Annotated in this window: 11 protein-coding genes; 2 read left to right on the top strand and 9 right to left on the bottom strand. The window is 63.4% G+C overall.

Translation table 11 applies throughout. From position 1 onward, the window contains the following. Window positions 1-172: 172 nt before the first annotated feature. On the bottom strand, window positions 173-2,509 hold the full coding sequence (locus FXB38_RS28260) for a mechanosensitive ion channel domain-containing protein (RefSeq protein WP_148754201.1): 2,337 nt from the start codon (window positions 2,507-2,509) through the stop codon (window positions 173-175). A 256-nt stretch (window positions 2,510-2,765) separates the two neighbouring features. Between FXB38_RS28260 and FXB38_RS28255 the strand changes: the two genes are divergently transcribed. Further along, window positions 2,766-3,389: a hypothetical protein gene (locus tag FXB38_RS28255; protein WP_148754200.1), complete on the top strand. Its 624-nt coding sequence runs from the start codon at window positions 2,766-2,768 to the stop codon at window positions 3,387-3,389. 574 nt (window positions 3,390-3,963) lie between these two features. Here FXB38_RS28255 and FXB38_RS28250 read toward each other — a convergent pair. The 8 genes from FXB38_RS28250 to FXB38_RS28220 form a co-directional block, all read right to left on the bottom strand. Continuing rightward, entirely contained in the window at window positions 3,964-4,881 is a 918-nt protein-coding gene (locus FXB38_RS28250) for a polyphosphate kinase 2 family protein (protein WP_148754199.1), read from the bottom strand. Next, the gene (locus FXB38_RS28245; protein ID WP_148754198.1) at window positions 4,841-5,860 is read right to left on the bottom strand and encodes a branched-chain amino acid ABC transporter permease; all 1,020 of its coding nucleotides are present in this window, start codon (window positions 5,858-5,860) and stop codon (window positions 4,841-4,843) included. Before FXB38_RS28245 ends, FXB38_RS28250 begins: the two co-directional genes overlap by 41 nt. Then, complete coding sequence (locus FXB38_RS28240) at window positions 5,857-6,738, bottom strand: branched-chain amino acid ABC transporter permease (RefSeq protein ID WP_148754197.1); 882 nt, start codon at window positions 6,736-6,738, stop codon at window positions 5,857-5,859. The genes FXB38_RS28245 and FXB38_RS28240 overlap by 4 nt, the downstream gene beginning before the upstream one ends. A 16-nt stretch (window positions 6,739-6,754) precedes the next feature. Continuing rightward, on the bottom strand, window positions 6,755-7,459 hold the full coding sequence (locus FXB38_RS28235) for an ABC transporter ATP-binding protein (protein ID WP_148754209.1): 705 nt from the start codon (window positions 7,457-7,459) through the stop codon (window positions 6,755-6,757). Continuing rightward, the gene (locus FXB38_RS45095; RefSeq protein ID WP_246230213.1) at window positions 7,459-7,863 is read right to left on the bottom strand and encodes an ABC transporter ATP-binding protein C-terminal domain-containing protein; all 405 of its coding nucleotides are present in this window, start codon (window positions 7,861-7,863) and stop codon (window positions 7,459-7,461) included. The genes FXB38_RS28235 and FXB38_RS45095 overlap by 1 nt, the downstream gene beginning before the upstream one ends. Then, window positions 7,826-8,230 carry an ATP-binding cassette domain-containing protein gene (locus FXB38_RS45090; protein ID WP_246230211.1) on the bottom strand — a complete coding sequence of 135 codons (405 nt, stop codon included), beginning with the start codon at window positions 8,228-8,230 and terminating at the stop codon, window positions 7,826-7,828. The genes FXB38_RS45095 and FXB38_RS45090 overlap by 38 nt, the downstream gene beginning before the upstream one ends. 133 nt (window positions 8,231-8,363) lie before the next feature. Then, the gene (locus FXB38_RS28225) at window positions 8,364-9,068 is read right to left on the bottom strand and encodes an NUDIX hydrolase (protein WP_148754196.1); all 705 of its coding nucleotides are present in this window, start codon (window positions 9,066-9,068) and stop codon (window positions 8,364-8,366) included. Window positions 9,069-9,097: 29 nt separating this feature from the next. Continuing rightward, window positions 9,098-10,123 carry an ABC transporter substrate-binding protein gene (locus FXB38_RS28220; RefSeq protein ID WP_187435195.1) on the bottom strand — a complete coding sequence of 342 codons (1,026 nt, stop codon included), beginning with the start codon at window positions 10,121-10,123 and terminating at the stop codon, window positions 9,098-9,100. 138 nt (window positions 10,124-10,261) lie between these two features. On the opposite strand from FXB38_RS28220, the gene FXB38_RS28215 reads away from it, so the two are divergent. Beyond that, window positions 10,262-10,711 (top strand): cupin domain-containing protein, encoded by a 450-nt coding sequence (locus FXB38_RS28215; protein ID WP_148754194.1) that lies wholly within the window; start codon window positions 10,262-10,264, stop codon window positions 10,709-10,711. The last annotated feature ends 34 nt before the right edge of the window (window positions 10,712-10,745 follow it).

Raw genomic sequence — 10,745 nt, 5'->3', positions numbered from 1 at the left:
AAGGTCCGTCAACGCCGTTTCAAAGGCCGCCGTATCACTCAGCTCTGATTCCGGATACTAGTCCCAAGCGGGATGGCACTTGAGGTCCGGTTCGGGTCACAAGCCGCCGATCACACGCAAGGTGGGAGACTTCCGGTTTGGATTGGTAAGCTGACGTTTATGGGTACACGCTCTAGCCGGCCGCCCGCCGCGGCGTCAGATTGTCGGCGCTGTCGGCCGGCGGCGCGATCTGCATCAGGATGGTCTGGACCGGGGACGCGACCTCGATGCCGTTCTGCTGGAAGCGCTGCTTCATGCGGCGGTTGAACTCGCGCTGGACCGGCCAGCGGCCCGCCTCGGTGCAGCGGATCTGACCGACGATCGACACCATGGCACCATCGACCTTGTCGATGCCCCAGAGCTCGAGATCGCCGCGGATCAGCGGGCGGAATTCCTGCTCGCGGCGCATCTCCTCGACGATGTCCTTGAGGATCTGGCCGGCGCGGTCGGTGTCTTCCTTGTAGGCGACATTGACGCTGACGGAGGCATTGCCGGCGCCACGGCTGGCATTGGTGATGGTCGTCACCGCGCTGAACGGCACGATGTGCACGGCGCCGTCGCCGGCGCGCAAGCGGATGGTGCGGATCGAGACGTTCTCGACCACGCCTGTGAGGCCCGACACGCTGACGGTGTCGCCGACCTGAACCGTGTTCTCCAGCAGCAGGAACAGGCCGGTGATGAGATCCTGCACCAGCTTTTGCGAACCGAAGCCGATGGCAATGCCGACGATGCCGGCACCCGCGAGCAGCGGCGCGACATTGACGCCGATTTCGCTCAGCGCCGTGAGGCCGACGACCGTGGCGATCACGCACAAAAGCGCCGTGCGCAACATCGGCTGGAAGGTGCGCAGCCGCGCCGCACGGGCATAATGTCCGTCGCGCGACAGCGTATTGATCTGCCGGTCCAGCAGCGCATTGCTGGCTTCCCAGATCGCCGCGGCGATGACGACAGCGACGCCGATCGTCGCTACCGCCGAGAGCAGCCGGCTGCCGATCTGGCCGCCATAGAACCAGACGATGGCATCGACGCCCCAGACCTCGAGCACGGCGACGAAGCCGATGAAGGCGATCACGCCGGAGACGATCCTGCGCAGCAGCGGCAGATAGCGGTTGGCGCGGATCTCCAGCCCCGGAAAGCGCTGCAGGATTTCCGGCTGGATGCGGAAGCCGCGGTCGATCAGGCTCAGTGTCACCATGATGGCGACCCGCGTGATCAGCACCACCGCGACGGTGCCGACAAAATATTGCAGCAGCAGCGAATAGCCGTTGCGGATGTTCAGCGCCCAGACCGCCCATAGCGCCAGATCGAGCGCGATGGCCAGATAATGCCAGCCGCCGGCGATGCGGTTGCGCAGGCGCGCGGCGATCCCCTGCCGGTCCGCGGGTGCGCGGATGGCGTCGGCGACCTGGCGCCGGCATTGCAGGATGATGACGACGACGAAGAGATGCACGACCAGCATCACCATGCGAATGAGCGCGGCATAGCCGGCGCGATGCAGGCCGAGCAGCAGCGCCACGTTGGCGAAGGCAATGCCGGTTACGGCGACGCCGACGATGCGACGCGCCCAGATCTCGATATAGGCTGCCGTCTCTGCGCGCACCGGAAACAGGCCGAACGGGCCTGCCAGCGCGCGGACGACGCAAATGAGCCCGCGCGAGAACGCATAGGCGTTGACGACGGCAAGGATCACGAGGCGGACGGTCGCGGGCTCGCCGATCTCTGTTCCGAGCAGTGCGGTCGCGATGCCAACGAAAACGACCACCGGCAGCAGTTCGAGCAACAGCCGCCCCAGCACGAAGGGCAGCCGCAGCAACAGCTGCCAGACCCGCGCGAGGCTGTGCCTGCGCTTGTGCAATTCCGGCTCGGGAGTGACGTCGGCGACCGACGACGGTGGACCGGCAATGAGCAGCGCCTGAGCTGGCAAGTGCGCTGTCTGCGGCACCCGCCCTTCGAGGAAGGCTACGGGGCGCCGCATCAGGCGGACAATCACCCATTCGGCTGCAAGCGCGCAGCCGAACACCAGCGCCAGCTTCCAGGCGATCTCGATCAGGAGATTATAGGCGTCGGGATCATTCGCGGTGCGCACGATCCAGTAGTAGAACGCCGAGAAATGCGTGAGCGTCCGCGCCATGTCGGCGACATCGCGCGAGATCTCGCCGATCTCCTCTGACACGGTGAGCAGAAGCTGCGCGCCGAGGCCGTCAGCCGATAGCGGGATCGGTGACTTCTGCTCGGGCGCGGGCGCCGGTTGCTGCGGACCGGACGCATTCGCGATCGCGCGCAGCGTATCGATCATTTGCGCACGCTTCTTGTCGTCCTGGAGCGTCTCCAGCGCCCGCCTGGCCTCGTCAGGCGACAGTGCGGCCGTGCTATTGGCGGCCGGCGCAGGCGGCTCTGCGTGGGCTGGGGAGACGAACGAAAGGACGAGAAAGAAGACAGCGACAAGCGCCGAAGCAAGCTTATGCGACACGCGGATTCCTCAAAATAAATGAAATGCGCCGGCGGAATCGGGACCGCACGAAGCACTGCGTCATGCCGGATGGAGGCTATTCGCCCCCAACCTGTGTCGGAAGTTTGCCGGTGAGGCGACCATCTCTTGGCATTTCCTCTCGCATTTCCTTGGGCATTTCCTTGGGCATTTCCCGCAACGCAGATGTGATGGAACCGCTTCGTGGTCAATGTCGCAAAAGCATGCGAGATTGCGGGTGGGAATTCGGGGGCATCACATGACAGATTCCGATCGGCGCCGGCTCGTGCTTGCGGGAGCCGCGGTCGTGCTCGGCCTGCCATCAGCGGTCGCGCAGAATGGACCGACTTTCACCTATCGCGGCATCACGGTCGACACCAGCGCCGCGCAGGACCCGCCTTATATCATGGAGGTCGTCGCGTCGCTGAAGCATCAGATTGACATCGTCGTGGAATGCGGCGCGAAGCCCGAGATCATGACTTTCTTCAAGAGCCAGCCGGTCTCGGTCAAGCCCGGACAGGGCGACGGCGGCGGGCACTTCACGTCCAAGGTCAAGGGCGTCACGGTTGACGCGGCCGTCGTTGCGCCGGAGAAGCCGGTGCTGCTGCACGAGCTGCTCCACGCCTATCATTTTCGCGTCCTGCCGGGCGCGCTGGAGAATCCGGACCTCGTCCGTTTCTACGGCATCGCCAGGCAGGACGAGCTCTATCCGCTGGACGCCTACGTGCTGAAGAACGTGCAGGAGTTCTTCGCGGTGACCGGAAGCCTCTATCTCTGGGGCAATGTCGACCGTCCCCCCAACAATCGCGCCACGCTGCATGACAAGCAGCCGGTGTATTATCAATGGCTCGGTGATCTCTTCGGCGTGCAGAAGAAGGCGTAGCCGATGCGCGAGGGTGCAAAACGCACAGCGCCGGGTAGGTAGGGGCCATGCCTTACTGACTGCAGCCCACTAAACCTTTACCCGGCGTGCCGTTCGCGGTTTTCGCCGCTATGCGATAGTCCGAACGAGCTCCATCGCACTTAACGCGGCTGGATTTGCGGAGGTGGAGTCATAGACCTCCCCTTGCTCATGAGGTGGACGTTACGCGTCGCTTGTTTGCGACCATCGGCATGCTCCTCCTGTGACATAAAACTGTCAAGCGGGATCAAATGGCCTGAGCATCACATTTGCAGAGCGGTTCCGCGACGACTGACCACATCAGAGCCGCACCGGCGCAATGGTGACATCATGCCCCTGTTTTGCCCGACGGGTCAAACGAAATTCTTTGAATCCGAATATCATTTGCGCTGTCATTCAAGTCATTGATTTCACGATCATCGGCTACTGTGCATGGGGTTGTTTTCGAGATCGGGCGTACTGACAGCCGACTTGCGCAGAAATCGTAGGGTGGGCAAAGGCGCACTCGTGCTGTGCCCACCATCTCTCCTGTCCGAACGAAGATTGGTGGGCACGCTTACCGCTTCCCCTTCCCCTCCTTCTCCAGCGCCTTGCGCACATTCTCGAACTCCGCCAGCGAAGCCTTGTCGGCGCGGGGAAAGCGCAGGTCCAGTTTTTCGAGCTCCGCGACGATGACGGAGCCGATCACCACGCGGGCAAACCATTTGTGGTCGGCGGGCACGACATACCACGGCGCATGCCGCGTGGCGGTGTGGCGCACGATGTCCTGATAGACCGCCTGGTAGCGCGGCCACAAGGCGCGCTCCTCGATGTCGCCCATCGAGAACTTCCACTGCTTGGCCGGCTCCTCCAGCCGGTCGAGAAAACGCGCGCGCTGCTCTTCCTTGGAGACGTTGAGAAAGAACTTCAGCACCAGGGTGCCGTTGCGGGAGAGATAACGTTCGTAGGCGGAGATGTCCTCGAACCGCTCCTTCCAGATATTTTTCGTCACGAGCTTTTGCGACAGCTTCTCCCTGGCGAGGATCTCCGGGTGCACGCGCGTCACCAGGCATTCCTCGTAATGGGAGCGGTTGAAGATGCCGATATGGCCGCGCTCCGGCAGCGCGAGGACGTGGCGCCAGAGGAAATCGTGGTCGAGCTCCTTGCTGCTCGGTGCCTTGAAGGAAGTCACCTCGCAACCCTGCGGGTTGATGCCCTCGAAGATCGCCTTGATCGCACTGTCCTTGCCACCGGCGTCCATGGCCTGGAACACGATCAGCACCGACCAGCGGTCCTGGGCGTAGAGCTTCTCCTGGAACGCGACCAGCCGCTTCTTGTTGGCGTCGAGAATCTCCTGCGCCGCCTCCTTGTCCAGATCGCCCTTCTCGTTGGTCTTGTAGCCTTTCAGGCGAAACTTGCCGGACCCGTCGTGCCGGAATGGCGTGATGTAGCGGTCAAGTTCCTGGGCGAGCGATCTGGACGGCTTTTTGCTCATGAGCGCGGGGCACCTTGCGTTGCGACTTCAATCGGTCGAGCAGGCTACCAAGGATGCCCTTCGGAAGGAATATGATGAAAAGCACCAGCAGCACGCCGTAGACGAGATTGTCCCAGCCGACCGCCCTGGTGCCGAAGCCGATGCGCAGGGTTTCGGCGAGCAGGATGGTGATGACGGCGCCGACGGTCGGGCCGAGCGAGACGAACAGACCGCCGACGATGGCCGCGAACACCATCTGGAGCGACACCGCGATGCCGGAGACGGTGTCGGGCGTGATGAACATCTGGTACTGGCAATAGATCGCGCCCGCCAGTGCCGTCATCACAGCGCTGATCAAGGTGATCTTCAGTTTCTCCGCGGTGACGTCGACGCCGGCGGCGGCAGCCGCATCCTCGTCCTCCGAGATCGCCTCGAGCGCGTAGCGGCTCATGCTGCGATCGATCAGGTGCCAGGCGACGATGCCGCCGAGCCATACCGCAAGCGCTATCAGATACCAGGTCGTCTTGTCATCGAATTGCAGCGCCAACAGCTTGTTGCCCGAGGCGCGGTTCGGGGTGTAGCCGAGCGAACCGCCGGTATAGTCGCGCGTGGCCGTGATGATCTGGAGCACGATGCCGGAGAGCGCGAGCGTCACCAGCACGAAGTAATGCCCGGTGATGCGGAAGCGGAAGCAGGGATAACCGACGATCAGCGCCAGCGCGCCGGCCGCGACCATGCCGACGGGAATCCCGATCCATGGCGACAGGCCGAGATGGTTCCACAGCAGCGCGGTGACATAGGCGCCGATCCCCATGAAGCCGCCATGCCCGAGCGAGACCAGGCCGAACCGCCCCATCATCGACCACGACGTGTAGGCGAACGACCAGATCAGGATCAGCACCAGAATGTGCAGGTGATAGGGATCGCGATACACGAACGGCAGCGCGACCAGCGCGGTCAGTCCTAATCCCCATGCGACAAGCCGGCCCTGCCCCATCATCGGCGCCTCGCGAGCAGGCCCGCGGGCCGGATGAACATCATGACGATGAAGAAGGCGAAGGCGAGCACGTAGCCCCATTCGAGATCGGAGAACAGGCCGCCGAGCGAGATGATCTCGGCAAACACGAAGGCCGCAATGAAGCCGCCGATGAAATTGCCGAGGCCGCCGAGCACGCAGATCAGGAAGGTGATCGGCCCGAACGAGAGGCCGACGAAGGGATGCACGTCGTATTGCAACACCAAGAGGCAGGCGGCGAGCCCGGCCAGCCCGCCGCCGATCGCGGACGTGATGAGATAGATGCGTTTGGTGTCGACGCCCATCAGTGCCATGATCTGCCGATCCTGCGAGATGGCGCGGATCGCGGTGCCGGTGAAGGTGCGGGTCATGAACAGATAGACCGCGACCATGCCGACCAGCGCCGCCAGGAATGACAGAAGTCGCGCGTAGCTGAAATTCATGTCGCCGAAGGCGAGCACCGGCAGGCGGATGCCGAGGTTGCGGAAGTCGATGCCGAAGGCGACGGTGGCAAAGCTCTGCAGCACGAACAGCACGCCGCCGGTCGCGAGCAGCTGGTTGATCGGCGGCGCCGTCAACAGCGGCGCGATCACGAGATAATGCAGCAAGGCGCCGAGGATCGCGACCAGCAGAATGGTCAATGGCGCTGCGATGAAATAGCTGATGCCGTAATACTGGACCAGGAAGTACATCGCGTACATGCCGATCATCACGAGCTCGGCGTAGCAGATCCAGGTCACGTCGATGACGCCGAAGATCAAATTGAGCCCGAGCGCGAGCAGCGCCAGCACGCCGCCGAGCAGGATGCCGTTGATCACGGCCTCCAGCAGATAGATGTCGAAAATGTCCAGGAACGCCTGCATGCCCTCGCCCGCCCTTTCACACCCCGAGATAAGCTTCCTTGACCGTGTCGCTCGCCAGCATCTCGGCCGAGGTGCCTGAGGCGCGGATCGTCCCGGCTTCGATCAGATAGGCCCGGTCGACCACGCGCAGCACCTGCTGCACGTTCTGCTCGACGATTAGCACCGTCAGTCCGCGCGCGCGAATCCGCTTCATGAGCTCAAACACCTGCTGCACCACCACCGGCGCCAGCCCGGCGGACGGCTCGTCGAGCAGGAGGAGCTTTGGATTGGACATCAGCGCGCGGCCGATCGCGCACATCTGCTGCTCGCCGCCGGACATGGTGCCGGCCATCTGATGGCGGCGCTCCTTCAGCCGCGGAAACAGGTCGAACACGACCTCCTGCCGCTCGGCATAATGGCCGCGCGCCTCCTTCATGAAGGCGCCCATCTTGAGATTGTCGTCGACCGTGAGCTGCGGAAACAGCCGCCGGTTCTCCGGAACATGCGCGATCCCAAGGCTGACGATCTTGTGCGCTGGCGTCGCGACGACGTCGGCGCCCTCCATGGCAATCGATCCGCGCGAGGGACGGATCAGGCCTGAGATGACACGCATCAGCGTGGTCTTGCCGGCGCCGTTCGGGCCGATAACGCCCACGGCCTCACCGGCCTTCACGTCGAGATTGAGGTCGAACAGCGCCTGGAACGTGCCGTAGCCGGCATTGACGCCGCGAAGCTCCAGCATCATTGGCCTCCCGCGCGGCGGCGCGCTTCGGCGGCCGCAGCCTGCGTAGTCTCGGCATCGGTGCCGAGATAGACCTCGATGACGCGCGGATCGCCCGCAACCGCGCTCGGCAGGCCTTCCGAGATTTTTTCGCCGTGGTCGAGCACCATGACGCGGTCGACGACGCGCATCAGGACGCCCATGATATGCTCAACCCAGATGATAGTGATGCCGAGCTCGTCGCGGATGTTGCGCAGCATGTCGGCAGCCTGGTCCATCTCGGCATCGTCGAGACCGCCGAGGCTCTCGTCGGCAAGCAGAAGCTTTGGCGCGGTGGCGAGCGCTTTCGCGAGCTCGAGTTTCTTCAGCCCGGCCGCGCCGAGGCCGTCAACGCTGGCGTGGCGATCGGTCGGCAGGCCCACCATCGCGAGTGACCGCTCCGCCGCCTCTTCGGGCCTTGACGCGGCTATGGCGGCCCTGGCCATAGAAGCCGGCAAGCACGACGTTCTCGAAAATCGTCAGCCGCCGGAACGGCCGCGGAATCTGGAAGGTGCGGCCGATGCCCCGGTTGATGATCCGGTGCGGCACCAGCCCCGCGATCTCCGAGCCATCGAACAGGATCGATCCGGAGCTTGGCGCCAGCGTGCCGGAGAGCATGTTGAAGATCGTGCTCTTGCCCGAGCCATTGGGACCGATCAGACCGAGAATCTCGCCCTGCTCGACTCTAAACGACACGTTGTTGACAGCGGTGAAGCCGCCAAACCGCTTCACCAGCCCGCTGACCTCCAGCACCGCCCCGCTCCGCCGCTACTGGTTGCTGTAGGAGGCGCATCTAAACCTCCCTGGACGATTGTGCATTGCAATTTTTTGTTTTGCTTTTGCGCCCATCACATGGGCTGGGGCGCGCGATGTCAAGCCTCGCGCGTCAGCGCGAGGCGAACTGCTGCGCGATGAAGGCCGTGACAAATCGCGGCATGGTCGGCGTGAGATCATCCATCCCGCGCACGAGATGGATGGCCGAAAGCTCCGGTTCGTCCTGGCGAGCCAGATTGGCTTCGATCCGCGCGCGAGCAGCTTCACCCGGCATATCCAGGTTGAGGATCTGTATCATTGCAAGTGCGCTGCCGGTGACGACACAATGCCAGGCCGCCTCTGCCGAATAATCGGCGGGAAGCAGGCCGGTCTCCTCCTCGAGCTCGCGGACGACGCTGCCGGGAATGTCAAGCGTGCCGTCCCTGACATCATCGAGATCGGGTGTGCCTGACGCGAAATAGATGCGTCCCGCATTGGCGGTGTGATGTGCCATCTCGCCCATCACGAAGGCGCCGTCGGAGGTGCGTAGAGCGGCCATGCCGAACCCATTGAACACGGCCGGATCAGGAAAGCCCCAGTCGCGCCAAGCCAGGAAGCTGGCGAAATCCGTCTCGAAATAGGTCGCGGCGAGATGACCGCCGGTGAAGACGGCATCGCGCCCGAGCAGCACTCGGCCGTTCCAGATTTTCGGCCGCGCACGTTGCTGCTCGGCGAAATGCGCCTCGATCTCGGCGCGCCGGTCCCCGGCGAACGGCCAGACGACGGGGCGCACGGCAAGTTCAAGCGTCGAGACGCGATGAATGGTGAGTGACGTCATGACGCCTGATTACCAAGCCTTCGCGTCAGTTATTTGGCGCTCCCCGTGGTCTTCTTAGCCTGGTCGACGAACTTGTTGGTAAAAGTCTTGCTGACGTCGATTTTGGCGTTGGCCACCTCGGGCGAACCGACGCTGAACACCGCCAGCACGGCGTCGGCGCCCTTGGGATCCATCTTGCCGGTCTCGGAGAACATCGGGATCGTGTTCTTCAGCGCGGCGAGATAAAGGTCCTTGTTCTTGCCGACCATCTCGTCCGGCATCTTGGCCATGATCTCTTCGGGCGAATGCGAATGGATCCAGGCGATCGTGGCCAGCATTGCGTTGGTCAGCGCCTGCGTCTCCTTCTCATGTCCATTGATCCAGGCCAGTGTCGAGTACAGCGCGCCGCCCGGATATTCCCCGCCGAACGTCTCTAGCGTGTCCTTTTGCGTGCGAGTGTCGCTGAGAATGCGCAAATCCTTGTGGGTGCCCTGGAGCACGGTGACGGAGGGATCTAGCATCACCGCGGCATCGATCTGACCCTGCTCCATCGCAGCGACGGCCGTGGCGCCGAGGCCGACGCCGATCACGGCGGTGCCGGCCGGATCGAGCCCATTCTTCTTCAGAAGATATTTCAGGAAGAAGTCGGTGGAGGAGCCGGGCGCGCTGACACCGACCCTCTTGCCGGCCAGATCCTTGACCGATTTGATGTCCCCGCTATGCGACGGTGCGACGACCAGCACAAGCCCGGGATAGCGGTCATAGACCACGAAAGCCTGCAGCTCCTGCTTCTTGGCCGCCAGGTTGACGCAATGGTCGAAATAACCGGAAACCACGTCGGCACTGCCGCCGAGCACGGCCTTGAGCGCGTCCGAGCCCCCCTTGAGATCGACCAGCTCGACATTGAGGCCGGCCTTCTCGTACTCGCCGAGCTGCTTGGCCAGCACCGTCGGCAAATAGCACAGGCAGGCGCCGCCACCTATCGCGATGGTCACCTTGCTTTGCGCTGCGGCAAGACCGGTGGTGAGCGTCAGCGCGAGCAGCGCGCCAGCGAGCCTGGCAATCGTGTTCTTCATTGGTTTCCTCCGTTCGGCTGGCGGCACCATAGAGCAGCGCAACTGGCTTGAGAAGCACCGCTTAAGTGGCACTGGCCATTGGCCTTTCGGCGCAATAGCATGCGCCCACAACAATAATCTCTGAGGGGAGGATCATCCATGAATCGCCTTGCTGCCGGGCTGTCGATCACCGCTGCCTTTGTCGCCGGATGCGGCGCGACCTACTTGCTCGGGCCGGCGCTCGCCGCCGAAAACATCACCGCGCAGATCATCCATACCGGCGACATGGAAGGCGACGCACTCGGCCCCGCCAACCAAGTCGGATACCGTTCGAAGACGTTCATGACCGCTGATGGCTCGACCGTGTCGATCCAGGTCGGCAATGTGCCGAAACACCTGCATCCTAACACCAACGAGATTCAGTACATCCTGGACGGCACCGGGACGATCTGGCTCGGCGACAAGGAAGTGACGGTGAAGCCGGGCGATCTCGTCATCATCCCGAAGGGCACGCCGCATGGCGGCACCAAGCCGATCAGCGGCCAGGTCAAGGCGATCGCGATCAAGACGCCGCCGCAGGCGCCCGACGACGTCAAGCTGCTGGATTGAGCATTTGCTATCGGGGTTCGCGCAGATGCGCGGG

The organism is Bradyrhizobium cytisi, assembly GCF_008123515.1.
Taxonomy (GTDB): domain Bacteria; phylum Pseudomonadota; class Alphaproteobacteria; order Rhizobiales; family Xanthobacteraceae; genus Bradyrhizobium; species Bradyrhizobium cytisi.
Note: the sequence above shows the minus strand (reverse complement) of the source record. Positions and strands in the feature narration are given on the sequence as shown.